The organism is Pseudomonas sp. R45(2017) (assembly GCF_002112305.1).
GTDB classification, from domain to species: Bacteria; Pseudomonadota; Gammaproteobacteria; order Pseudomonadales; family Pseudomonadaceae; genus Aquipseudomonas; species Aquipseudomonas paraglycinae.
The window spans coordinates 477,677-502,172 of record NZ_NEHH01000005.1 but is presented as its reverse complement, the minus strand read 5'-3'; the positions used below and the strand labels follow the sequence as shown (position 1 = coordinate 502,172).

Annotated in this window: 23 protein-coding genes and 1 pseudogene; 17 read left to right on the top strand and 7 right to left on the bottom strand. The window is 57.9% G+C overall.

Features of this window, described 5'->3' with window-relative positions; all coding sequences use genetic code 11:
* From CAF74_RS14910 to CAF74_RS14840, 15 genes and pseudogenes are all read left to right on the top strand, one after another.
* Positions 1-598, top strand: a pseudogene (locus tag CAF74_RS14910) (type VI secretion system tip protein VgrG); the annotation flags it as partial.
* Positions 599-649: 51 nt separating this feature from the next.
* A complete protein-coding gene (locus tag CAF74_RS14905) occupies positions 650-3,301 on the top strand; it encodes a pesticin C-terminus-like muramidase (RefSeq protein ID WP_085746822.1) in 2,652 nt (883 codons plus the stop codon).
* The gene (locus tag CAF74_RS14900) at positions 3,283-3,873 is read left to right on the top strand and encodes a lysozyme inhibitor LprI family protein (protein WP_085746821.1); all 591 of its coding nucleotides are present in this window, start codon (positions 3,283-3,285) and stop codon (positions 3,871-3,873) included. Before CAF74_RS14905 ends, CAF74_RS14900 begins: the two co-directional genes overlap by 19 nt.
* Positions 3,834-4,502 (top strand): hypothetical protein, encoded by a 669-nt coding sequence (locus CAF74_RS29395; protein WP_236192139.1) that lies wholly within the window; start codon positions 3,834-3,836, stop codon positions 4,500-4,502. The genes CAF74_RS14900 and CAF74_RS29395 overlap by 40 nt, the downstream gene beginning before the upstream one ends.
* A 9-nt stretch (positions 4,503-4,511) precedes the next feature.
* Positions 4,512-4,973 carry a hypothetical protein gene (locus tag CAF74_RS14890; RefSeq protein ID WP_085746820.1) on the top strand — a complete coding sequence of 154 codons (462 nt, stop codon included), beginning with the start codon at positions 4,512-4,514 and terminating at the stop codon, positions 4,971-4,973.
* Between the two features lie 20 nt (positions 4,974-4,993).
* The gene (locus tag CAF74_RS14885) at positions 4,994-6,358 is read left to right on the top strand and encodes a lysozyme inhibitor LprI family protein (protein WP_085746819.1); all 1,365 of its coding nucleotides are present in this window, start codon (positions 4,994-4,996) and stop codon (positions 6,356-6,358) included.
* Positions 6,359-6,496: 138 nt separating this feature from the next.
* Positions 6,497-7,891 carry a TIGR01777 family oxidoreductase gene (locus tag CAF74_RS14880; RefSeq protein ID WP_085746818.1) on the top strand — a complete coding sequence of 465 codons (1,395 nt, stop codon included), beginning with the start codon at positions 6,497-6,499 and terminating at the stop codon, positions 7,889-7,891.
* A gap of 9 nt (positions 7,892-7,900) precedes the next feature.
* Positions 7,901-10,351 carry an alpha/beta fold hydrolase gene (locus tag CAF74_RS14875; RefSeq protein ID WP_085746817.1) on the top strand — a complete coding sequence of 817 codons (2,451 nt, stop codon included), beginning with the start codon at positions 7,901-7,903 and terminating at the stop codon, positions 10,349-10,351.
* Entirely contained in the window at positions 10,348-10,857 is a 510-nt protein-coding gene (locus CAF74_RS14870) for a hypothetical protein (RefSeq protein ID WP_236192136.1), read from the top strand. The genes CAF74_RS14875 and CAF74_RS14870 overlap by 4 nt, the downstream gene beginning before the upstream one ends.
* Before the next feature lie 55 nt (positions 10,858-10,912).
* Entirely contained in the window at positions 10,913-11,362 is a 450-nt protein-coding gene (locus CAF74_RS14865; protein ID WP_219733709.1) for a hypothetical protein, read from the top strand.
* A gap of 28 nt (positions 11,363-11,390) precedes the next feature.
* On the top strand, positions 11,391-11,936 hold the full coding sequence (locus CAF74_RS14860) for a hypothetical protein (RefSeq protein ID WP_085746815.1): 546 nt from the start codon (positions 11,391-11,393) through the stop codon (positions 11,934-11,936).
* Positions 11,923-12,771, top strand: coding sequence for a type IV pilus biogenesis/stability protein PilW (locus tag CAF74_RS14855; protein ID WP_085746814.1), 849 nt, complete (start codon positions 11,923-11,925; stop codon positions 12,769-12,771). Before CAF74_RS14860 ends, CAF74_RS14855 begins: the two co-directional genes overlap by 14 nt.
* A gap of 2 nt (positions 12,772-12,773) precedes the next feature.
* A complete protein-coding gene (locus CAF74_RS14850) occupies positions 12,774-13,529 on the top strand; it encodes a lysozyme inhibitor LprI family protein (RefSeq protein WP_085746813.1) in 756 nt (251 codons plus the stop codon).
* Between the two features lie 34 nt (positions 13,530-13,563).
* Positions 13,564-14,583, top strand: a complete 1,020-nt coding sequence (locus CAF74_RS14845; RefSeq protein WP_256578378.1) for a hypothetical protein — start codon at positions 13,564-13,566, stop codon at positions 14,581-14,583.
* 71 nt (positions 14,584-14,654) lie between these two features.
* The gene (locus tag CAF74_RS14840) at positions 14,655-15,086 is read left to right on the top strand and encodes a hypothetical protein (RefSeq protein ID WP_085746811.1); all 432 of its coding nucleotides are present in this window, start codon (positions 14,655-14,657) and stop codon (positions 15,084-15,086) included.
* 57 nt (positions 15,087-15,143) lie between these two features.
* Here CAF74_RS14840 and CAF74_RS14835 read toward each other — a convergent pair whose 3' ends face one another.
* Complete coding sequence (locus CAF74_RS14835; RefSeq protein WP_085746810.1) at positions 15,144-15,512, bottom strand: DUF6124 family protein; 369 nt, start codon at positions 15,510-15,512, stop codon at positions 15,144-15,146.
* A gap of 587 nt (positions 15,513-16,099) precedes the next feature.
* Here CAF74_RS14835 and CAF74_RS14830 point away from each other — a divergent pair.
* Complete coding sequence (locus CAF74_RS14830) at positions 16,100-16,486, top strand: SCP2 sterol-binding domain-containing protein (protein ID WP_007954413.1); 387 nt, start codon at positions 16,100-16,102, stop codon at positions 16,484-16,486.
* 120 nt (positions 16,487-16,606) lie between these two features.
* On the opposite strand, the gene CAF74_RS14825 is transcribed toward CAF74_RS14830, so the two are convergent.
* The 6 genes from CAF74_RS14825 to exbB form a co-directional block, all read right to left on the bottom strand.
* On the bottom strand, positions 16,607-18,007 hold the full coding sequence (locus tag CAF74_RS14825) for an aminoacyl-tRNA deacylase and HDOD domain-containing protein (RefSeq protein ID WP_085746809.1): 1,401 nt from the start codon (positions 18,005-18,007) through the stop codon (positions 16,607-16,609).
* 79 nt (positions 18,008-18,086) lie between these two features.
* On the bottom strand, positions 18,087-20,162 hold the full coding sequence (recG, locus tag CAF74_RS14820; protein ID WP_085746808.1) for an ATP-dependent DNA helicase RecG: 2,076 nt from the start codon (positions 20,160-20,162) through the stop codon (positions 18,087-18,089).
* 9 nt (positions 20,163-20,171) lie between these two features.
* Positions 20,172-21,101: a hydrogen peroxide-inducible genes activator gene (locus CAF74_RS14815; RefSeq protein WP_007954418.1), complete on the bottom strand. Its 930-nt coding sequence runs from the start codon at positions 21,099-21,101 to the stop codon at positions 20,172-20,174.
* A gap of 175 nt (positions 21,102-21,276) precedes the next feature.
* Entirely contained in the window at positions 21,277-22,023 is a 747-nt protein-coding gene (locus tag CAF74_RS14810; protein ID WP_085746807.1) for an energy transducer TonB, read from the bottom strand.
* Positions 22,020-22,448: a TonB system transport protein ExbD gene (exbD, locus tag CAF74_RS14805; protein ID WP_011336565.1), complete on the bottom strand. Its 429-nt coding sequence runs from the start codon at positions 22,446-22,448 to the stop codon at positions 22,020-22,022. The genes CAF74_RS14810 and exbD overlap by 4 nt, the downstream gene beginning before the upstream one ends.
* A 6-nt stretch (positions 22,449-22,454) precedes the next feature.
* Positions 22,455-23,405, bottom strand: coding sequence for a tonB-system energizer ExbB (gene exbB / locus CAF74_RS14800; RefSeq protein WP_085746806.1), 951 nt, complete (start codon positions 23,403-23,405; stop codon positions 22,455-22,457).
* 188 nt (positions 23,406-23,593) lie between these two features.
* Between exbB and CAF74_RS14795 the strand changes: the two genes are divergently transcribed.
* Positions 23,594-24,451 (top strand): SDR family oxidoreductase, encoded by an 858-nt coding sequence (locus CAF74_RS14795; RefSeq protein WP_085746805.1) that lies wholly within the window; start codon positions 23,594-23,596, stop codon positions 24,449-24,451.
* The last annotated feature ends 45 nt before the right edge of the window (positions 24,452-24,496 follow it).

The window sequence follows — 24,496 nt, the reverse complement described above, 5'->3', positions numbered from 1 at the left end:
CTCCCCGGGCGGCGGTGGCTACAACGAACTGCGCATCGAAGACAAAAAAGGCGCCGAACAAATCTTCATCCACGCCCAGCGCGACTGGGATGAAAACGTTGAGCACGACCAGAAGATTCGGGTCGGCAATGAACGCCACGACACCGTGGTGAAGAACACCTACACCGAGCTGAAGGCCGAAGAACACCGCACCACCATCAGCGACCGCAAGATCGAAGCACGGATGGATGACCACCTGACTATTGGCGAGAGCCAGCATGTGAAGCTCGGGACTGCGCAACTGACGAGTGCAGGGAAAGAGATTCACATCAAGGCTGGGGACAAGATTGTCATTGAGGCTGGGACTGAGCTGACGATTCTCGGCGGTGGCAGTTTCATCAAGCTGGATGGCGGTGGTGTGACGGTGGTTGGGCCGGTGGTGAAGATTAATGCTGGCGGGTCGGCTGGGTCGGGGACCGGGATCGGGATCAAACCGCCGGTGCTGCCGGGGGCGGCGGATAAGGATAAGGCGGGGAGTTTGATGGATCAGGCGTTGTTGAATGCGCCTGAAGAACAGGTCAAACGCAAGCCAAAACGCATGCTCAATTTTTCTGGGTAATACATCGACGGCAATCCAAGCCACCAGGGATCAGAATTCAGGTAATTGGTAATGACAGAGACAACCAGCAAGAAAGTAGAAAAATGGTCGTATCCATTGAAGGTGGGAGCTGCAGAAGCTACGGATCCGCAGCAGTTTTATAAGGCGTTAGCCAAGGCGAAAGATGGTTACTACCCGTTGGGGGCGAATGGCCTCTGGCACGGAGGGGTACATTTCGATGAGGCATCTGGTTTGGTGCAGGATTTGGCGGAAGTCAGGTGCATCGCGGACGGGGAAGTTGTCGCTTATCGTATTGATAGTACTTATCCAAAGTCAGCTTTTGATACCAATGGGGCGGTATATTCAACGGGTTTTGTACTCGTTAAACATCGTTTAGAGACGCCTGTTCCTCCTGCACCCGCCCCTGCGGCTGGGGGAACACCAGCTGCAGTAACTCCGGGGCCTAGTCTGACTTTCTTTAGTCTTTACATGCACCTCCTGCATTGGGACACGTATGAAAAAACTCCTGCATTGGGTCGGCCTTCATTTTGGAGTGGTGGCACATGGCAGGTGATGGCTACGGCAAAGGATGAAATTCTGGGCTTGAGAGTTCGACAGGAAAGGCGCGGAAAACCGGGATATAGCACGGTGTTGACTGTTTTGCCTCGCGGCACAGTTGTCGAAACTGCTGAAGAAGAAAACGGTTGGCTCAAAGTGGTTAGTGTTACGCCTCCGGATGCCAACCTCCCCGCTGGGAACGGCTGGGTGTTTAAGCGAGAGTTGACTGCAGGGGCCACACCAAATAGCTATAAGGTGGGCACTGCAGCAAAAGATCCGATGACTCCCCCTAAAAAAGGGCTGGCGGTACACGCTTCTCCTAATCAATCCAGTACGACGACCGCTATTTTGCCGATTGGAACTCAGGTGAAAATTGGCAGTGATGGGACGCGCGGTAAATACCAAAAGCTATTGGAAATTTTGGGAGGAAACGCTGTACCTCCGTTGGCAGCAGCGGAGGTTCTTGGCTACGTTTGGGAGGGCCTGCTTGAAACCAAGAGCGAGCCAGCCGAAAAAGACGCTGTCCACGTGTTGGCTACTCCTGTTTTCATAAAAGCAGGGAGTTTGGTGGGGCACGTCGGCAAATATCAGAGCTACTCAGACTCTGCTCCAAGAAATCTTCTGCACTTGGAGGTTTTTAGTTGCGAGGACGTCAAGGCTTTTACTGAGCTAAGTAAACAGAAGGCATCAGGTCTGCCAAAAGCCGAGAAAACTCTGCTTAAAATTCCAAAAGACAGTCTATTAATCACTCATGTTGAAGGCATGAGTGCGAGTAATCCGCCTAGGGTGACTGATCCCCATAAAAAAGTTGGGTACGATTTCATGGTCCCGGTCGGGGTACTGGAAGCATTGCCGGCGGACAGAAAAATCAAGGTTCCTGTCGTAATGGGCGGAACGACAAGTTATACGCTTTGGTGGCGCCTGGATGGTCTTCTTGGTGACGAAAATGGCAATGAAATTGGCGGATGGTTTTCGGAGCCGGACGTGACGTTGTCTCGTCATTCGCCCTTTGAGTGGGAGGGATTCCGTTTTATTGAGGAGACCGTCAGCAACGTGGATCATCTGGCTGCCTCTCTCCATGCTCAAGAAAACCTGACTGAGGAGGAGAAGGCAAGTTATACGCCTAACGTGGGAGCTGCCAATGACGGCCCTGCCAAGCAGCATCTGTTCAAGATGCTGGATAAAAATGGTGATAATAAACTTACGCCTTCGGAGATAAGGGAAGCGTTAGAGAAACCTTGGTTCTCGCAGCCGATATCTCAGATGGTTACACGTTACGAAAGTGAGTGGCAGTACAAGGGGGAGAAATGGAGCGCCCTAGATGAGTTGATGGGGCATAGTGACGCCGATCCGCATAAACAATGGGTGGAAGAGAAACTTCGAATCGAGCGACTCGGTTGGTGGGATAAGCTAGTCGGAAAATTCGGAATAACTGGTGATGCTAACGTCCAGCATATCCATCCCCTAGGGTTGTTGGGGGGGTTCTTATCGGGCTGTCCTGAAAAGTGTAAGGCGGAAGTTTATACTCTGGACACAACTGTCGGTCCTTATGTCGTTTCCAAAAAGCTGTTTGAGTTTTTATTGGCAATTGAAGCGTATAGAGAACATCCGTATGCGCTTCCTGATAATAATAGCGGCATAACAATTGGCTATGGCTATGACTTGGGGCAGCAGACTGCCGCCAGGGTCGATGCGGAGCTTAAAGACCTTTATACGCCTCAGGAAATCGAAAGCTTGAAAGGGGCGTTAGGCAAAAAAGGTCAAGATGCAAGAGACTATGTTCATAATGTCAGCTCAATATCTATAAGCAAAGATAACGCTCTTAAGTTGGCCGTGATTATGAAGAAGAGATATGCACAACAAGTTGTTGATGTATATCCCAAGGCTGTCAATCTACATCCGGATTGTCAAGGTGTATTGCTTTCTCTTGTTGTGAACCGAGGCAACGCGTTAACCGGTAATACCCCGGCTAAAGCTCAGAAGCGCTTAGAGATGAAGCAAATAAAAGAAGATTTTGATAACGATCAACCCGAACTGATACCTTCACGTCTTCGCAGTATGAAGCGCTTGTGGGAAAACGATCCCAGCACGGCTGGGGTGGCGACAAGACGTGAAAAGGAAGCGGTATTTTTTGAGGAGGCATTAAAATGCAACTGCTGGAAGTAATTAGCAAGTCACTGATTGCGTTATCAGTTGTTTGGATATCTATAGGCGGTGCATCGGCGGACGTCAGTTGTAGCTCTGCCACCTTGGCGGCCCCTGATATTATCAACTGCTCACAGAAATCATTTGAAAAAATTGATAAGGTGCTTAATGAGCAATACAAGGCGCTGTCAATTGAGCTGGATGCGTCGACAAAAGCAGAGCTGATATCTGCGCAGAAGAAATGGATTAAATTAAAAGATAGTTATTGCAGAGATGATGGTGACGAAGGTGAAGAGTCGCCTATCGAAAAGCTTTCATGTGTAAAGCAGTTCACTAGTTTTCGGGTGAGTGAGCTCATTTATCTTCGTACTGGCGTTATAGGCGATGGCTTTTACAAGGCAGTGTCGTTAGTGAACGAAAAAGCTACATCTATGAACTACCCAAAAGCTATTGAGTTTGTTGGTGGAAGCGAAAATTTTGGTTCAGCTTGGAAAGAATACGCAGATGGAAATTGTGCTATGACTTCTAAGCTGTTTGGCGAAGATGTGGACCGATGCATGGCGAGGATGCGATTTCAGATTCCAATTTACTAGCTGTTTTCCTGTGTGGATATATTTTCAGATTTATCAATTTGGCTGAAATGGCGGGCGGATTTATTTGTTGGAGTGAAAAGGGAGGTTATTTATGCTATTTGAATAGATCTGTTCCTTTTTTGAATAAATCTGTCGGTAAGTTGGTGGCGGCATTATATTGGCTGCTTGAGGGGGCGTCTGTGGTTAACGGGTTTTTCATAACTATGAAAAGGTCATGTTTTGGTTTTTTGGCGTTATTTCCTTTCGCCGCCCACAGCGCAGTCACCAGCGAATCACTCTGCTTCGAACTATCTGAAACCAGTCCGGTGAAGTTCGAATTCCATACCTTTTACGACGTCTCCAGCAAATGGTCAGGCGGGTTCGTAAAGTACGCCAAGTCCAGTGAGCCAATTTCCATTGTGTTGACGGATACCCAGAACGAAATGCTCGGCGCCGATGCCCCTTGGCAGAGCACCAGAAGCTGGTCTGAAGTCATCAGCGGCAAGGTCTCAGGGACCTACGAGCTCGTGACTCAAGGAACGCAGGTCGTCTCGATGACGTACACGAAGAAGTCCAACGGCAAGGTTTACTATTTTGGAAATAACACCAGCGTCGATTCCTCTTTGGAGTCCGGATGCAAGTGGGAGTAGGGCGCGCACATGAGATCAAAAACTCTAGCAGCATCATTGCTCGGCCTGCTGTGGACGATGCCGGTGTTAGCCGAAACCACTACGTTCAGCCCAACCAAAGACGTCGAAGCAACACTGGTTCTCGAAGGCTCCACGCTGAACATCGCGATTAAAGGCGAAACGAATAACGAGTCGCGGACAATCGATTTTCAAGCTGAAAACGAACTCCATGTGCAGGTCGATGATTTCAATTTTGACGGAGTAAAGGATTTCGCGATCTGGCAGCTTGATGACGGAATGGGCACTTACGACTACTACCGGGTGTTCATTTACCAAGTCAAAACCGGCACGTTCGAAGAATTACAGCCGGACTGTGGCGATGGTTTCGTTAATTTGCGCGTCGACAAAAAGCGTAAAGCGTTGCTCAGCACCTATTGGGAAATGAACATAGCCAAGCAATGCGTCACTCGGTTCGCCAAACGCAAAGCTTGAATGACTCAAGGAAGAACACAGTGAAACGTTTTGTTTTTACCCTGCTGGCCGTGCTGCTGCCTGTTTCAGCTGTGTACGCGGAGGATGACTGTAGTCATGTCACCTCAAGCCTGGAAATGGTGCCCTGCTCGGAGGCGGCGAAGAAGGCTGCCGACACGCAGTTGAACCTCAGCTACAAGCAATTGATGGCGCGGCTTGAGTCTGATTATCGAGCGGATCCGGCATTGGGCGCGGATTACGCGGCGAAGGTCAAAGAATCGCAACGTGCATGGCTGAAGTTGCGCGATGCGAATTGTCCGTTGGAAGCATTCGAGATCGAGACGGGGATGCCGGCGCATGTGTTCGCGGTCAACTCGTGCATCGCCAGAATGAGTCGCGAGCGCTCGGCGTACCTGGACAAGATGGTCCCTGCTCTTGCATCCGACAAGAGCACTTCGACAGCGCCGGCCAACGGCGCTTGTCCTTCGGAGGAATTCCCTGCTTTCCTGACAGCGTTTTCCGCCAGCAGTGAATTACAGCGCCGTCTCACTGCGATGACGGTCAAGTCGCTTGTTTTGAAGCCGGTAGCAGGCAAGGACCGTAGTACCTTTGAGCCTTCGACCTCGGGCGTCAGCGGAGCTTCCTTCACCTACCCGCTGATGGCTGCCATCACACCCGGCAAGACACCTGGAGTCGAGATTGAAGAGGTCGATGACAGTCACGTCAACGTGGTCGATAAGCGGGCGGGCAACAGCAATGTGAAAATCTTCAACTTCTCTCGTCAGGCATGTTGGGTGCTTGAGGGGATTGAGGATTGGTCAGTGAGTGAGAAGGATCTTGTCGCAACTCGTAACCCCGGAATGAGCCGCGCTGAGAATTTCTGCGAACAACGTGCTGAAGCTTTAGGAGGGTTAGGTTTTCTTGAGCAATACCCTCTGACTGGGGAGTTGATTGAAGCGTCTCTGGAAAACTATGTCTGTGCAGCAGAGTCGGGTGACCCACAGGCGAGTCTCTCAGCGGCAAGCTTGAGCCTTTCGCAGATGGCGTCTCAGTTGGAAACGAGCAAGGTTGAGGCGTTGTTCAAAGCGGCCTCGAAAATACCGAGTGGTGCGTTGGGCTATGCCACGTTTCTTTGTTCAGGAAACTCCACCGACTATAACGGTCCTTGTCTTCATCCCAAGCAGGCAGAAGAGCAGGTCATTCGAGCAATCAACATGGGCTCCATAGAGGGAATGAGTTATCTGGCTTCTACCTTTGAGGGTGGCGAGTTGGGAACAAAGGATATGTCCCGAGCGTTAGCCTGTTATCAAATGGCGGCTGATAAAGGTCACCGGCTGAGCATCGACAACGTGGCGCGATTGAAGTCGCAAGGTCCAGAGCCGATCAAGGCGAGCCACTGCATTTGAAGTTCGGGGTCGTGCTTGATGCGCTTCCGCACTTGTTGGGCGTGGGCCCGTCACGGTAAGCGTTTAACGCTTGTGCATCTGACAACCCCCATTTTCCTTTAAACTCCCCGCCCTCAAGGAATGCGCTCAGGACACGGAATGCCAGCCCCCTCTTTCTCTCTTCGCCCCGCGATGGTGCTGTGGCTGTATGCCGCGGCAATTGTGCATGTGCTCGCCGGTCTCACGCTGACCTGGGCCGGTCATTCCGGATTACTCGACGGCTATTTGCACACCCTCGAACTCGCATTCTGGGGCGCCGACCCGGTCCCTGCCGCCGGTCACGAGCAGCAGGTGTGGTGGCTCGCACTGTTCGGTGCGACGCTACAAAGCTATTCGCTGTACATGCTCGCGTTGGTGCACCTCGGCAACCGCCTTAAAGCTCCTGCAATTTGGGGCTGGTTGATGGCGGGCGTCCTGTTATGGGCACCGCAGGACATGTGGTTTTCCGCGCAAAAACAGGTCTGGTCGCATCTGTGGCTCGACGGTTTTGCGCTGCTGGTGCTGTTGCCGCCGCTGATCTGGTTGCTGCGCCATGATCGTCGGTCATCCCCGCCAGAAAGGGCCGTGAGCAAATCCAACCCGTTTGCCGGCGGCGCCTACAAGCGGGTACTGATCACCGGTGGCACCGGGTTTATCGGTGAAGCCGTAGTCAATCAATTACTCGATGCCGGCCACACCGTCAGCGTGTTGGCGCGTGATCCGCTGAAAGCGGCGAACCTGTTCGACGGTCGCGTCCGCTGTGTACGGTCGTTGAGCGAACTCGGCCGTGACGAACCCTTCGACGTAGTGATCAACCTCGCCGGCGCACCGGTCGCCGGTCCACGCTGGAGCCCCAAACGGCAGGCGCAACTGCTCGCCAGTCGGGTCGATACCACCGAAGCCTTGATGACCTGGCTGAAGTGCACGAGCCATAAACCGGCGCTGTGGATTCAGGCCTCGGCCATCGGTTTCTACGGCGTGCGCGATGCCAGCGAAAGCCTCGATGAACAAGCCAGAAAGGGCGACGGTTTCATGGCCGAACTCTGTGCGCGTTGGGAGGCTTCGGCGCAACCCGCGACGCAGTTTGGCGTGCGTCAGGTGGTGCTGCGTCTCGGCGTGGTGTTCGGGCCGGGCGGTGCGTTGTTGCCATTGCTGATCCCGTTCCGCCTGGGTTTCGGCGGTCGCATGGGCGATGGTCAGCAGATCATGAGCTGGGTGCACCGCGACGATGTGATTCAGGTGATCGCTCGATCCTTCCACGATGAAAATTTGCGCGGCACCTACAACATGGTCGCGCCCGAAACCGTCAGTCAGGCAGCCTTTGCCGAGAACGTCGGCAAAGTCCTCAAGCGTCCGGTGTGGTTCCACATTCCAGCCGCGCCCGTGCGTGCGTTGGCTGGGGAAATGGCTCAGCTGTTTTTCGACGGTCAGCGCGTGGTGCCGCAGCGTTTGAGCGAGGCGGGTTACACGTTTCGCTATCCGACCCTCGACGCCGCGCTGCGCGATCTGGCCTGAGAATCGCCCATGAACAAGCCTCTGATGTACCTGCTGGCCGGCAACGGCAGCGCCGCCGATTGGTGGGATGATGCGCTGCCGCATTTTCAGCGTTACGACGTGGTGCCGCTGGAGCTGCCGGGCTTCGGCGCCAACCCGCAGCCGCCTTGCGAGGATCTGGCGGCTTACGCCCAAACCTTGTTGGCGATGACGCAAAAAGGCAGCGCGATCATGGCCGTCGGGGTCAACGCATTGCTGGTGCTGCATGCGCTGCAACGTCGGCCCGGGCACTTTTCTCGCAGTGTGTTGCTGGCGCCGGTGGGCGCCTTTTTGTGGCAGCGCCGATTGCCGGCGCTGATGTCACCGCTGCCGATCCGCAAGTCCATTCACTGGCTGCTGTCGAACAGACCCACGCTGTTCGCGCGCAAGTTCTCCAACCAGACCTGGACGCCCGCGCAGTATCAGCGCATGGGCGCCGGTTATGCGCGCTGCCGTGCGTTTGTGCCGCACTGGGATCTGATCCGTGCCGACACCGCGCTGCCCTTGCTGGAGTGGATCACCGACCCGGTCGAACTGGTCTGGGGCGATCAGGACAAGGTGCTCGGCATCGAGCAAGCGGCAGCATGGTCGGCGATTCTTGCGCGCGCAGACCTGACTATCAGCCTCAAACCCGGTTGGGGTCATTACCCGTGGATCGACGCGCCCGCGCAGTTTGCGCAGTGGCTGGAGTCGGGCGAACGCGGCTTCGTCGCGCACACCAAGGGCGGGCGTTTGCGTCTGGCGGAACTGGCCCGGCAACCGGTGCCGGCGGCGCTGACCCTCAACGATTGCAACGATCCGCGACTACCGACCTTTCTCGCCAGCCAACCACAGGCGGTCTGGGCGGTGCGTTCCTCCAGTTATGGCGAAGATCAGGCCGACTCGGCGAATGCCGGTTTGAGCACGACCTACCTGCGCGAGCCGGCCGCCAACGTGCCGGCGCGCATTGCCGAGCTGACTGCCGAAAGTGTCGAGGAAGTGGTGGTGCAGCGCTTCATCACGCCGCAGGTGTCCGGCATCGCGTTTGTGCGTCATCTGTCGGTGGAACTCGAGTGGGTTGAAGGTCATCTTGAGTCCCTTGCCGACGGTCAGATCAGCCCGGAACGGGCGACGCTTTCGCGGCTCGGCGATGCCTGGCGCAGCGGCACGTTCACAGCCGCCCACGGTTTGACCGAAGATGTGCTGTGGCGCTTTCTCCAAGATGTCTTGCGGGTATTTCACTATGTGCCGGGCGATGTCGAATGGGCCTGGGACGGTACGCAACTGTGGCTGCTGCAATACCGGCCGATCAGCGACTACGGCTGGCGCCGTCACCTGACGGCCGCCAACATCGCCGAGATCCTGCCGCCGCAACCCAGCGTGCTGGTGGAGTACGCCCAGCGCCGGGCCGCCGCGAGCATTCCGGCGATCATGGCCCGTTGGGATACGCGGGTGTTGCAGGACAACGAGCCGTTCACGGCTGTATTTGGCGGCGCGTCCTACATCAACAACGACCTGTTTCTCGCACGGTTGGCCGACTGGGGCATCAGCGCCAGCAACTATGCCGGTGAAGTCGGCGGCGCGACCCCGCATCTGCCGTGGCGACCGTTGCAGATGTTGCGTTCGCTACCGTTGTTTCTGCGCATGCAACGTATCGCTCGGGGGCATTTGCTGAGCCTTGAGCACGGCTTGCAGCGCTTCGACCAAGAACTGACCGACCTCGTCGCCCAGGGTGCTGACGGTCAGCAACTGGCGGACTGGTTCACCCGGTTCTATGTGTTCGTGGTGCAGGGCAATCTGTGCATCGCCACGGCGCTGGCCAGCAGCGGCGGGGACTGGCTGGGCCGACCGCCCACCGCTTACGACAACTTGGAAAACAGCCCCCATCGACTGCCGTGGGAGACCGATCCGGCCACACCTCGACCCGCGTCGAGCGCGTTGCCATTACAGGCGTTCCCGCAATGGTCAGGGCTGATCCGCCTCGCCCATTCGACCGGCCTGCCGGGCCTGCGTGGTTACTACCTGCAAGTGCGCGAGTGGTATCGCGACAACCTGATGCGCATCTTCTTCCGCCTGCATCACGCCATGCCGCTGGCGGATCGCGAACACTGGTTTGCGCCGCACCCGGACATCCGCACGCGCGACGGCAGCTTCTGGCAGGACGGCCGCGAAGGTGTCGAACAGGCCACCGGGTTCATGATTTACCCGGGGCAGGTGCGGGGCATCCTTGGCGAAGACATCTTGCTGGAAGACACCCTCGATCCGGGGCGCCACGCGCACTATCAGTCAGCGCGGGCGGTGATTGCGCGGATGGGTGGACGGTTGTCGCATGGTTCGACGTTGTTGCGGGAATTGCGCAAACCGTCGGCGGTGATGCCGCAGGTGGATCTGGCCTGGGTGGGGTGCGAAGTGTTGTATCGGGATGGGGAATTGGAATTGATGAATTCGAAGGATGTGAAGTGAAACGACTGCTGGTGTTATGCATGAGCTGGTTGCCGATGGCAGCGATGGCGTCGGATATCTGCAACGAGAAAAGCGATACCAAGACTTTTCTTACGCAATGGAAAGACAGTGGAGAAAGTGTCGAAGACATACATTCTGGCTTCTACGATGACGGATTTTCTCTAGAGCGTGGCAAGGTGGTGTACCAAGGCGATCTCAACGGCGATGGCCGAGACGACTTCATCTTCCTCTCCTATTCAAGTCACGGCTCGGCCGGCGACATGACGTACGCCTTCCTGATCCAGTGCCGTGGTTACTTGAAGCATACCGGTGGTGATTACTTTGCCGGGATCAAGGTTCTGGACGGTCCGCCCAAGAACGGCGGCGACGTCAAAGACATCGAGATCTATTCCTACATCAGGGATAAGCGCGGGCAGATTCGCTACAAAAAAAATGTAGCCATGACCCGGCCACATCTGTGGCAGTTCAACCCACAGACACAGCGTTATGAAGGTCAGTCCGAATAGATTTCAGTTACGGAGTTACAGCGTGAAAGGATGCTCAGTTCTACTCGGTTGCCTCTTGGCCATTGCCACCTCCGTGGCTTTCGCCGCTGACCCGGATTTCAAGGATTACACCGTCACCCCAGTGTTTACCGGCATCAATCATGAACCGGTGCCGCAAGAACACAGCAACCCGATGATGGATATGGATCGTGCACAGGCACTCAAAGGCAAGGTCAACTTTGCCGGCCACTACATCCTGTACCGAGTCGGTTGTGGTGGCAGTGCCATTTGCGGCGAAGTGCTGGATGCGCGCACGGGGGAGGTTGTCGGCGGACTGCCGAACGCATACGACGGCAATGCGTTAAGTCTGTCAAACCGGCCTGATAGCCGTCTGCTCATTGTTTCCGGCATTGCGGCCGATACGGAAGAGGACGCGCAGGGTAATGAGCTGGAAAGCCGCTTCAGAACCCGCTACTTCGAGTTTGTGAACAACGAGTTCCGGCTGCTGACGTTCAAGGATTTGTGATCGCCGTTGTTTGATTAAGGATGATTGGATGAACCATTTTCTTGCGAGCAGCCTTTCGCTGTTGCTCTCGCTTCCAGCTTTCGCCGCTCCGAAGGACGCCTACACCCAACGCGATGTCATGCAATGTGGCGGTGTTGAAGTGGTGATGGTGTCGTCTTGCCGATCCGTGACGGTGGATGACGCAGAAACCCACCTCATCCCGGTCTGCTCCGACCAGACGATCAACATTGGCGGCAAAGTGTTGCGCCGCAACATCGACAAGGTTTTACAGCTCACGTCTGACGGTAAGAAAGCAAAGATGCTGAGTAACGTTGTCGTGGCGATGGATTGTGTGAAAGGCACCAAGGGTAGCCTTGTTTCGATAGGCGGTTATGGCGGTTGTGGTGCCTGTCCTGAATGGCGCGGGTATTACTCGACGGCGGGGCGATTGGAGCAATACAGCTTCGATAATACCCAGCGCTCATTTGGTTCGAAGGGTTCCTGGGAAGAGCTGATCAAGGCTTATGGCGTGACGAAGAGGCAGTTACAGTCGGAAAGTCCGTCAGTGAAAAGGATCGACTATGGGCAGCCTTAAGTGGGTATTGATGACCGGCAGTCTGTGCAGCGCTATGGGCGCGTTTGCCGAGGACCCGCCAATAGTCGGCGTCAACGGGAACACGGTGTCATTTCGGGCTACAGAATGGACGACGCCCGGTGTGGATTCGGCGACTGCGTGGTTTACCGCAAACGGCAAAACTTTTCCCCTCTTCGGCGCCGATATTGGCGCCGATGGGCACTCCAATATGCTCAGTCCTGACAAGAAAACCTTGCTGCTCGACCCGGTGATTTTCGGCATGTTGTCGGACGAAAACGGTGAAGAGAAGCTAGTGTCGCAACAGCATTGCACGGTTATCTCAATGGAGACCGGTTGCGTGCTGGCTGATCGTTCGGCCACTTTTTGTGTCGGCCAGTGGAAGGGCAATCAATGGGTTACCGACGACGGCGAAGTGCTCACTCCCGCCCTGGAGACGAGGTCTCCAAAGGACTTGCTGAAACATGTCACAAGTAACGAACTGGCGCAGTCCCGAGCAGAGTCCATCGAATGGGGTCTGGTCTTTTTAAGTCCGGAGTCTTACATGGCGTGTCACCCCCCGGCGCAAAATGTTCAGGCCTATAACGACCTGGGCTTTTACCTGGCTGAGGGCGGCAAAGATGAGCTGGCGCTGAAGTTCTATCGCGGCGTTGAGGCCGTCGGTAAACGCACCGTGCTGATGTTGAACATCGCCGATTCACTCTGGCGCCTTGATCGCAAAGACGAAGCGCAGCGCTATTACAGCCAGTACCGCGACGCGATGAGCGCCGATGGCAAGGCGCAGAAAATACCTCAACGTGCAGTTGAGCGGTCCGTCATTCAGGGAATGAAAAATTGAACATGTTTGTGCGCTTTATCGCGTTGTCCTTAGGACTGCTGTCCGCTTCAGCCGCGTTCGCTGAGGACACTTGCAAAGTCATCACTGTGAGCTGGCAATACGACGAGTGTGTGGAAGCCGACCGCAAGAGTGCCGACGCAAAGCTCAATGCCAGCTACAAAAAACTGATGGAGCGATTCGAATCTCGATGGAAGCCTGAGCCTGAACAAGGAAAGGCTTACATGGCCATGGCCAAAGAATCGCAGCGGGCCTGGATCAAGTTGCGCGATACCACTTGCCCCCTCGATGCCACGGATGTCGAACCCGGATCGCAGGCATATACCTTGGTGCTCAATAAGTGCATCGCCAGAATGAGTCTAGAGCGTGCAGCCTTCCTGGATGCGGTCGTCCCGGATGATCCGAGTGAAGTGATCGATGTCGCCAAGGTCTCCAGTTCTGCTTCGCAACGATACGGCGATGTGGTGGCTCGTTATGTCACTACGTTTGGTAGCCCCTGCCTCAATGTTCAGATCCTCGCGCCCAAGGGCAATTGGCGGGTGCTCTCCTCAAAACGGTTTTGCAGTTTTAACGGCAAATCGTTTTGGGATGGTTACGCCAGTGCCTTGTTTGAGGATCATGCATTCACTTCGGATGGTTTACAGCTGACGCTCAGCTTGTTCGAGCTTCGTGGGGATGGAGAAAAACGCCTCGCCTGTGTGATTCCGATTCAGAACGAGCAGATCAAAGAGTTGAAATGCGGCGCGCCTGAGTCATCGTGAGGCCACTCGCGCTGGTTTTTGAAGATTGATCAATTTGTCGATCAACAAGGAAGTGATGGAAGTGACCCGGTTCTCAAGTTGTGTGTGCATGCTCGTATCGATCATCGGTTTTACAGCACAACCGGCAGCAGCTGATGACCTGCAAACCATCAAGCAAATGCATCCGCCGGTGGTGGCATCAGTGGGTGAGCAGAAGATCACCGTGTTGTTTTTGAAGAACACGCTCAAAGGTCAGACGACAGGCGCCTATGTTCCCGGTGGTGAGGTTTTTTACACGACGATGAGTGCCACGAAGCCAGAACTCTCTTTTGTGGCGCCGCTCATAGGAGATGAAATCGCGTCGGTGTTTTTCTTTGAGCGCAAATTTCCTGAGCGAGCGGGGAAATCCCTGTATGTGCTCACGAAGCTAAAAGAGTCATACGGTAACTTTGAAGGCTACACCTATTGGACGCTGGAATTGCCGCTCATCAAGCAGGGTGACCAGTTGTCTTTGCGGTTTTTCCGCGGTGATCCGCCAGATCCCGAATTGCAGAACTGCCGCGACGGCCGAGACCTTGAAAACGGTGTCGATGTCGTGTGTGCCTACAAGGATGCGGCGAGTATCAAAAAGCGTCTGGCAGACCTTGATGCAAAGATCATTGCCGATTCGAAACTGCAACAGGAGATCCGCCAGAAAGCATTAAAGACCGACGGTGACGTGACCAGTGCTGCGTGTCCCTCACCTGACTTCTCAACGTTCCTCTCAGCTTTCTCTGCACGCATAGATGTGCAGAAAGCATTCGTCCAGCAGCCGCTGAAAATGGTCACGACCGTGGCCGGTGATCCCGAGCCCGAAATGCAAAAAAGCAGCCTCAGCGGCGATCAGCTCAAGTTCCCGATCATCCCGGATGTAGCGAAGCGAGAAGCTCAGGGCCTGACGTTGACCATCAAGGAAGAGCAGGGTGATCACGCCGTCGCCATCCTGCAGAAACCGGATACCGATTATGTCTTCGAGTATCGGTTTGTTCGAGGGGCGTGCTGGGTGCTTGAAGAGGTTTTGGACTTTTCGCTCTAGCGCTTCGTAATCATCTGAACGGTTGCCATGCAGTTTTGTGGTTATCACCTACCGCTTAAGGAACGATCAGTTTGAAGTATTTGTCTGTGCTGCCTTTGGTTGCGCTATCGCTCTGTCCTTTAGCTGCCTATGGGGAACTCACAACCGAGGTTCGCTGTTTTCGTTCGTCGGAAGGTAAGAACATCAATTTTGAGTTCAGGACGTATCACGACTCCGTGTCCACATGGGGCGGGGTGGGTGTCCGGTATAGCCAGTCCAAGCGATTTATTACGCTTGTGCATCGGAACACCGAGCAAGAAATCCTGGCAGAGGATCGACCGTATGAATTCACGACGACTTGGGTGGAGGTCTCCGAAGGTGCTCTGACAGGTGAATATGAGATGGTCAGTCAGGGTGCCCGTGTCTACAGCATGGTCTACACGAACTACAAGTCTGGGAAGAAGTACTCATTCGAGGAAGATTTCGGGATAGATTTTTCACCTGAGACGGGTTGCCAGTGGTGATCCCGAAATCATGAGAAAAGGGGACTCAACGTCCCCTTTTTTCCGCCCGCGATTCAGCTACGGCTTGGCCTGATACTCCCGAAACTCAATGTGATCGAGCGTGCCTTCCACCATCAACCGCACGCCGTCCGCCATTCTGCTCAGGCCCAGTGCCATCGAGCGGCGGGGGCCGTCGAGGTCGTCGGCCAGGTTGGCGGCGAAGGCGCTGATGGACAGGAGGTCTTCGGAGGCGTTGGCCATGAGGGCTTCGGCGTCGGTGTCGGGGCAGAGGGCGAACAGGCCGCCGAGGCGTTTGGGGCGTGGGGCGGTGGGTTTGAAATGGTGGTCGAGGGCGCGTTCGGCGGCTTCGTGGAGTTTCTTCGAATCGGGGGATTCGTAGGGGGAGGTTTCTGGTGTTTCTGGTGGATTGGGTGTTGGTTTGATCATGGATGTCATCCCTGGAGTTAAGACGCTGACACCGTTTCGCTTTGCACTTCGAAATAGGTGGCAGCTGTGCGTTGGTGTGCAAGACCGGTCCAGGTGCCCGGCAGACCCGAAGGTCTCCGACGCACAGCCGCCATAACGATCCGCGAGCATAGGAAAAGGCTCGGCGAAATGCCATTGCGATTGTGCACCTGAACCGGACTTGCACGTCCGAGTCACCGATTTTGCGGTGACACACAGAGGCTATCGACGATGATCCAGCCTGCCTAGTTCATGGACAGCACCGCAGTTTGAAGGACATTTCCCAAGGATTTGCGAGGTAGAAGATCAAAAGATCGCTGCCTCCGTCAGCTCCTACAGGAATGTGTTTCTTCAGGTGTAGGAAGGGGGGATGGTGTGACGCGGAGCGTCACGGGATGCATTCCCACGCGGAGCGTGGGAACGATCAAGGCTAGGGATGGAAATCGTGACTTGGTAGTCATCTGGCAGGAAAAGCGCTGCATCGTCTTCTATCAGTCTTGGATAGTGGCGATTCCGTCCGAATCCCTTACACTCCCCCAGCCGTTCATTTTCCTTTTGAGGCTGTGCGCATGAAATTTCGTTTTCTTCTGTGGATGCTGGGTCTGTTGATGGGTAAGGCCAGTCGGACAAATCCTGCGTTCCAGCAGCAGTTGGGTGACAAGGATCTGGTGTTTCAGCTACAGACTCTGGACGGGAAAGTGGCGCGGCATTTCGTGGTGAAGGATCAGCGCATTACCAGCAAGTCCGGGGTGGTGGCGGAGCCGGCGTTTGCGATTGCGTTCAAGGATGCGGCGTTCGGGTTTGCCACGATGCAGGCCAAGAACAAGCAGCTGGCGTTCATGCAGGGAATTCAGGACAAGTCGATCCAGCTCAAGGGGAATCCGGCATTGGTGATGTGGTTTCAGGGGTTGATGAAGTATTTGAAGCCGCGGAAGGCGAAGGCCAAGGCTGCTTGAGTATTGCGTGAGGCTGTGACGCGGAGCGTCATGGGCTGCATTCCCACGCAGAGCGTGGGAACGATCAAATACAAAGGCCCCACACTCGGTTGAGTGTGGGGCCTTTTTTATGAGCGCAAATCAGGCCTGGCTGAACTGCGAAGCCAGTTCCCGCAGCAGCACTTCAGCCTCAAGCACTTTGCTGACCACATCATTGGCCTTGTCACGAGTCAGGCCAACGCGTTCCAGCAGCGCATCCGGAATGTCTTCATCCGGCCCGGAGCCGATGCCGCGACTGCGCAGCAGGCGCACGGCCAGGCAGACGAGGTTCGGGTATTCGGCGTAGGCGCCGTCGTAGTTCGGGTCGTGCTGGAAGCGCAGGGCGGTGGCCAGTTCGTCCGGCATGTCCCAGTAGCGCATCAGCCAGGAGCCGATCTGTTCGCGGCTGATGCCCAGCAGGTGTTGCTCGACATAGCTGTGGCACAGGTGCGGGTTGACCTCCAGGTGGCGGCAGATCAGCGAGAAGTGCGGCGGGAACACGTGGGCCAGCAGCAGGTAGCCGAAGTTGTGCAGCAGGCCGGCGAGGTAGGTCAGGCCGGATTCCGGGCGCTGGGCACGCGGCATGGCGCGGGTCAGGCCTTCGATGACGGCGGCGGTGTAGATCGATTGCTGCCAGTACGGCGTGGTGTGTTGCGGGTGGTCTTTCGGCAGGCTCAGGGTCTTGCCGAGGGCCAGGCCCAGAGCCAGGTTGATCACCAGATCGAAGCCCAGCACGCGGACGATCGCGTCTTCCACCGAACGGATTTTGCCCGGCGAGGCGTAGTACGGCGACGCCGCCCAGCTCACCACTTGCGCAGCCAGCGCCGGGTCGGTTTCGACCACGCCGGTGATGTCGTCGATGGTGGCGTTCGGGTCGACGCGCAGCTTGATGATTTTTTGTGCGGTTTCGGCCAGCGGCGGAATCTCGATGGTCGCTTCGAGGCGCTGCTGGATGCGTCTCGCGGTGAACGCCTGAACGGCCTGGGTGATTTCCTCGCGGTCATCGTCCGGGCGGTCGAGGTTCGGGCGGATGCTGCTCAGGGCTTCGCCGAAGTTGGCGGCGCTGGCCTTGGTCAGCATGGTCTTGAAGTCTTCGCTGGCGATTTCCAGCAGCAGGCCCGGCTCACCGGAGTTGATCAGCAACTTCGGCTCGCGCAGCAGGCTTTCTTCGTAGAGGCACGGCGAACTGGTCAGCGCCGGCAGGCCCGGCAGCAGGCTCAGGCTGTGTTTGCCGAGCATCTTTTCCAGGCGCTCGGTGGACACGGCGGTCAGGCGACGGCCAGTCAGTTCGGCGAGGCGGTTGAGATCCAGCAACTGGCTCTGTGGAAACAGCACCATCAGCGCACCGACCGCGTCGTCCAGCAACACGGCCTGCACTTTGCGCGAGGCATTGAGGCCGTGGTGGTCGAGCACTTCTTCGTAGGCGACGCCCAGCTTGTTGAGCAGCAGCCGAATAACAGACGGAGCGTGCGGGAGTTCGGGGGCGAGAGCAGCTTCGGTCATGGTCTGTATCCGTTTTTGAAACAATTGCTGGAGTATAACCAGCTTGGTTGGAACGAGCTGTCAGAAACTGCGACGGTGCTCACACTTGGCCGTATTGCTGCCCGTGTCGCAGCCAGCGGTCGAGCAACGGGCTGACGTGGTTAGGCCAGCGTTCGAGCAAGGCCTGGGCGGCATCGCGCACGGCGGGCAGCAGATCGGCGTCGCGCATCAGGTCGGCGACCTTGAATTGCAGCAGGCCGGTCTGGCGGGTGCCGAGCATTTCGCCGGGGCCGCGCAGTTCGAGGTCTTTTTCGGCGATGACGAAACCGTCGTTGGTCTCGCGCATGATGCCCAGGCGCTGGCGGCCGATCTGCGACAGCGGCGGATGGTAGAGCAGCACGCAATGGCTGACGGCGCTGCCCCGGCCGACCCGACCGCGCAACTGGTGCAGTTGCGCAAGGCCCAGGCGCTCGGGGTTTTCGATGATCATCAGGCTGGCGTTGGGCACGTCGACACCGACTTCGATCACGGTGGTGGCGACCAGCAGTTGCAGGTTGCCGGCCTTGAATTCGGCCATGACGGCGGCTTTCTCGGCGGGTTTCATGCGGCCGTGTATCAGCCCGACTTTCAACTCGCCGAGTGCGGCGGTGAGGTCTTCGAACGTGGTTTCGGCGGCCTGACAGGTCAGCTCTTCGGACTCTTCGATCAGCGTGCACACCCAATAGGCCTGACGGCCCTCGGCGCAGGCGCTGCGCACCCGTTCGATGACTTCGACGCGGCGGGTGTCGGTGACCAGCACGGTGTTGACCGGGGTTCGGCCGGGCGGCAGTTCGTCGAGGATCGAGGTGTCGAGGTCGGCGTAGGCGCTCATCGCCAGCGTCCGCGGAATCGGCGTGGCGGTCATGATCAGTTGATGCGGGCACATGCGCCCGCCGACGCCTTTCTGCCGCAGCGCCAGACGTTGCTGCACGCCGAAGCGGTGCTGTTCGTCGATGATCACCAGCGCGAGGTTCTTGAACTGCACTTCATCCTGGAACAGTGCGTGAGTGCCGACCACCATCGGCGTGCCGCTGGCGATCTGCTCCAGCGCGGCGACGCGGTTCTTGCCCTTGAGCTTGCCGGCCAGCCACGCCACGTCGATCCCCAGCGGTTCGAGCCAGCGCTTGAAGGTGATGAAGTGCTGCTCGGCGAGGATCTCGGTCGGCGCCATCAGGGCGACCTGATAACCCGCTTCCAGCGCTTGCAGCGCTGCGAGGGCGGCGACCACGGTTTTGCCGGCGCCAACGTCGCCCTGAATCAGCCGCAGCATCGGTTCGTGCTGACTGAGGTCGTAGGCGATTTCATTGCCGACCCGCTGTTGCGCGCCGGTCGGGTTGAAGCCCAGGTTGGCCAGGTATTTCGCCGGCAGTTTGGTGGCTTTCGGCATCGCCGGCGCGCGCAGGGAACGCATGCTTTCACGCAGGCGCTGTTGCGATAGCTGGTGAGTCAGCAGTTCTTCGAAAGCGAGGCGATGCTGGGCCCAGTGATGACCGAGGGCGAGTTCGTCGACGTCGGCATCGGCGGGCGGGTTGTGCAGGTAGCGGATCGCGTCGGCCAGCGGCGCCAGTTGATAGTCGCGGGCCAGTTCGGTCGGCAACCAGTCGGGCAGGGTGGCCGGCTTGAGCAGGGTCAACGTCTGCATGCACAACTGGCGCAGACGCGCCTGGGTCAGGCCTTCGGTCAGCGGGTAGACCGGGGTCAGGGTTTCATCCACCGGCGGCGGTTCGTCGCCGTTGATGGCGCGGTATTCCGGATGGTAGATCTCCAGCCCCGAGGCGCCGGGCCGGGCTTCGCCGTAGCAGCGAATCCGCGTGCCGCGCTTGAGGCCTTCTTTCTGCGCATTGCTGAAGTGGTAGAAGCGCAGGCTCAAGCCGCCGGTGCCGTCCTGCAAGCGCACGACGAGGCTGCGGCGCCGGCCCATGACCACGTCGGCGCCGCTGACGGTGCCTTCGACCACGGCGTCCTGCCCCGGCCGCAACGCGCCGATCGGCACCACGCGGGTGCGATCCTGATAACGCAGCGGCAGGTGGAACAGTACGTCCTGGAGGTTTTCCAGACCGACCTTGGCCAGTTTCTCGGCCATGGCTTCACCGACACCCTTGAGTGCGGTGACCGACACCTGCGACAGCTCCGTCATGACGCTGGCTTAACCGGCCGTGACCGGCGCGGCAGGTTTGGCGACCGAGCACAGGCGAATGGAGTCGGCGAGGATCTCGATGGCTTTCGGCCGTGGGAAACTGGCGCGCCAGGCGATGGCCACGGTGCGGAACGGCACTGGTGCCGACAGCGGGCGCACTTCGATCACGCCCGGGGCGTAGTGATGGCTGTCCACCGCCGACAGCGGCAGGATCGAGATGCCCAGACCGGACGCGACCATGTGGCGAATGGTTTCCAGCGAGCTGGATTCGACCGTGGTGTGCTTGGCGCCGTCGTTGCCCTTGGTCAGGGTCGGGCAGGCTTCCAGCACTTGATCGCGGAAGCAATGGCCCTCGCCGAGCAGCAGCAGGCTCTTGTCATTGAGCAGCGCGGCGTCGATGGATTCTTTCTGGGTCCACGGGTGCTGGGCAGGCATCAGGACGTAGAACGGCTCGTCGTAGAGTTGCAGGGTCAGCACGTCGGCTTCGTTGAACGGCAGGGCGATGATGATCGCGTCCAGTTCGCCGTTGCGCAATTTGTCGCGCAGCACGTGGGTGAAGTTTTCTTCGATGTACAACGGCATCTGCGGGGCGACCCGGTGCAGTTGCGGAATCAGATGCGGGAACAGGTACGGGCCGACGGTGTAGATTGCGCCGACTTTCAGTGGGGCGGTCAGCTGGTTCTTGCCGGCCTGGGCCAGTTCGCGAATGCCCTGGGCCTGCTCCAGCACTTTCTGCGCCTGGGCGACGATACCTTCGCCGACCGGGGTCAGGCGCACGGCGCTTTTGCTGCGCTCGAAAATCAGCACACCGAGTTCGTCTTCAAGCTTTTTCACGCCCACCGACAGGGTCGGCTGGCTGACGTGGCAACGCTCGGCCGCGTGGCCGAAATGCTGCTCTTGGGCGAGGGTAACGATGTAGCGTAATTCTGTGAGGGTCATAGCAAGCGTCCATGAAGATGCGGGCCAAGCATACCGGCTGCAATCGATAGACGCACGTTATCAGACTGAGTGATGAATGCGACACCGGGCAATGCCGGTTTGCCGTGGATGGATAAGCAAAAGGCACCTTTCGGTGCCTTCTGGGCTGGATCAGGCCGGGATCCGCGAGTGCGGATCAGCGGCGGCGTTCCAGCGAATACACAAACGGCGCAACGATTTCGATCGCGCCATTGGTCAGCATGTCGGCCGGTGGCTTGGGCAGCGGTTGGGCGCGGCGGATCATTTCCAGGGTGGCCCGGTCCAGATCGGCGTTGCCGGAGCGGCCCACCAGTTCGAACGACAGCACGTTGCCTTCGCCATCAACCACGAAACGCAACCGGTTCAAGCCTTCCTTGCCCCGTGCCTGAGCGCTGGCCGGGTACTTCTTGTACTTGGCCAGGTGCGCGAGCAGGGTGCCTTGCCAGCTGGCCTTGGCGGCCAATTGTGCAGGCGACGGGCCCGGTGCAGGCTGGGCGGATTTCTCCGTCGGGGCCTGAGTCGGCTGGGTATCGGCCGGCTTCTCTTCGGACGGTTTCTCCTTCGGCGGATCGGGCAGTTTCTTCTCGATCGGCTTCGGCGGTTTGGGTTTCGGCTTGGGCTTCGGTTTCGGTACCGCGATCTCGGCTTTCGGCGCTTCGGCCAGTTTCGGGATCGGCAGTTCCTCAACCGGAGCCGGTGGCTGCGGTGGCGTGACGACTTTCGGCGGTGCGGGCGGTGGCGAGGCCGGAACCGGTGCCAGCTCGACCATCATTGCCTGCGGCGGCAATTCGATGGGCGGGCGGGCGGTCCAGTTCAGCGCCAGCGCGATGGCCAGCGCGTGAACACCCAGCACCACGGCCAGGCTACCGCTGTAACGCGTCAGCTTATGGCGCGTCGTGATCATTTCTTGACTGCGCTCTCGAGTCCGACCAGACCGACCTTCAGGTAACCGGCGGCGCGCAGGTTATCCATCACGCTCATCAGGTCGCCGTAATCCACGCCTTTGTCGGCCTGGAAGAAGATCGTCGTGTCTTTCTTGCCCTGGGTCTTGGCGTCGAGTGCGGCGCCGAGGGTTTCGGCTTTCACTTCGTCATCGCCCAGGAACAGGCGCTGGTCAGCCTTCACGCTGAGGAACACCGGTTTCTCCGGCCGCGGCGCCGGTTTGGCGGTCGAGGCAGGCAGGTCAACCTTGATGTCCACGGTGGCCAGCGGCGCGGCCACCATGAAGATGATCAACAGCACCAGCATCACGTCGATGAACGGCGTGACGTTGATTTCGTGGTTCTCGGCCAGATCGTCGTCTGCGCCTTCTTTCAAATGCAGGCCCATGGCCGATTACCCCACTTTCACCATGTGCGGTTGCGAGCTGTTGCGCTCAGGCTGGTGGTCGAGGTCGCGGCTGACCAGCAGCAGCACCTGAGCCGACGCATCGGACACCTGAGCCTTGTAACCGGCGATGGAGCGGGCGAAGACGTTGTAGATGACCACGGCAGGAATCGCGGCAACCAGACCCAGTGCGGTAGCCAGCAGCGCTTCAGCGATACCCGGTGCTACAACGGCAAGGTTGGTGGTCTGGGTTTTGGCGATGCCGATGAAGCTGTTCATGATGCCCCACACGGTACCGAACAGACCGACGAACGGTGCGGTGGAACCGATGGTGGCGAGGACGCCGGTGCCGCTGCTCATGTTGCGGCCACAGGCGGCAACCAGGCGCTCGAGGCGGAAGCTGACGCGTTCCTTGATGCCTTCTTTCTCGCGGGCGTTGGTCGACAGGCGCATTTCTTCCAGCGCGTCGTGTACCAGCAGGTTGGCGAGGGTGCCTTCCTTCGCGGCGGTGGCGCTGGCCTCTTTGAGCGTGGCGGCTTTTTTCAGGGCGGCAATCTCGCCGCGCAGACGACGCTTGGCGCCCATCAGCTCGAAACCCTTGGCGATCCAGATGGTCCAGGTGATGATCGAGGCGATGGCCAGGCCGATCATCACGGCTTTAACGATCACGTCGGCGTTCTGGTACATGCCCCATGGCGACAGGTCGTGGGCCATGCCCAGAGTGTTGTCGGCTTCGAGGACTTCCGGCGCGTCGGCGGCGCTGGCCTCTACGGCCTGCACCGGGTCGGTCGCGGGTGCGGCGGCCGGAGCGCTTTGCTCGGTGGCGGCTGGCGCGGCCGGGGCCTGGGCGTCAGCGAATGCGGCGACTGGCGCCAGCATCAGGCTGAGCAGCAGGGCAGCCACGGCGCTCCAGGCGCGAGGTCGGTTGGTTGGCGAAGCGGAGTTTTGAATGCGTGTCATGCTGGCCGGACCTGAGATAGAAAAACGGTAATGCTCTTCCAGGCCTCGTGAGGCCGAGAACAAAAGTGGCGTTCATTATTGCAAGTAATTCTTGTTAACAGAAGTAATAGAGTTGCTTTTTTTCCTTCATTGCTAGCCGCTCGTCCCTTGTCGAGGCTAGTCTGTCGCTTTCCGATGGGAGATTTTTGATGTCCGCGCCTTCTGTTTTGATCGCCGGTTGCGGTGATGTCGGCAGCCGTCTGGCCACGCAATTGCTGGCTGTCGGCTTCCAGGTCTATGGCCTGCGCCGTGATATTTCACGTTTGCCGGACGGCGTTATCGGTGTGGCCGGTGACTTGTTCAATGAGGATTGCCCCGAGACGTGGCCGGTGGGCGCTATCGATTACCTGGTGTATAGCGCGGCGGCCACCGATCACGATGAGGCCGGTTATCGCGCGGCGTATGTGCAGGGTTTGCAGCATGTGCTGGGTTGGCTGAACGATTACGGTCAGGAGCCGGAGCGGCTGCTGTTCGTTTCCAGCAGCAGTGTTTACGGGCAGCAGAACGGCGAATGGGTCGATGAAAAATCCGAAACCGTCGCCGCCGGTTATTCCGGTCGGGTGATGCTGGAGGCCGAGCAGGTTGCGCTCAACAGCGGCATTCCCGCGAGCATCGTGCGCCTGACCGGCATTTACGGCCCCGGCCGTGAGTGGCTGCTGACTCAGGTACGTCGTGGTTATCGGGTGGCGATCGATCCGCCGCTGTATGGCAATCGCATCCATGCCGATGACGCGGCGGGGTTGATGGCGTTTCTACTGGAAGCGGCTCGCAAGGGCGGGGCGCTGGATGACATCTATATCGGCGTGGACGATGCGCCAGCGCCGCTGGCCGAAGTGGTGGCATGGCTGCGTGAGTATTTGAGTGTCACCGAGTGGTCGGAAGACGAGAGCGTGCGTCGCACCGGCAGCAAGCGTTGCAGCAATACCCGGGCGAAGGCGCTGGGTTGGGTGCCGAAGTATCCGAGTTATCGCGAGGGGTATGCCGCGATTCTTGAGGGGCGCTGCTGATCTTCAGGCGTAAAAAAGGCGGGAGCAAATGTTTGCTCCCGCCTT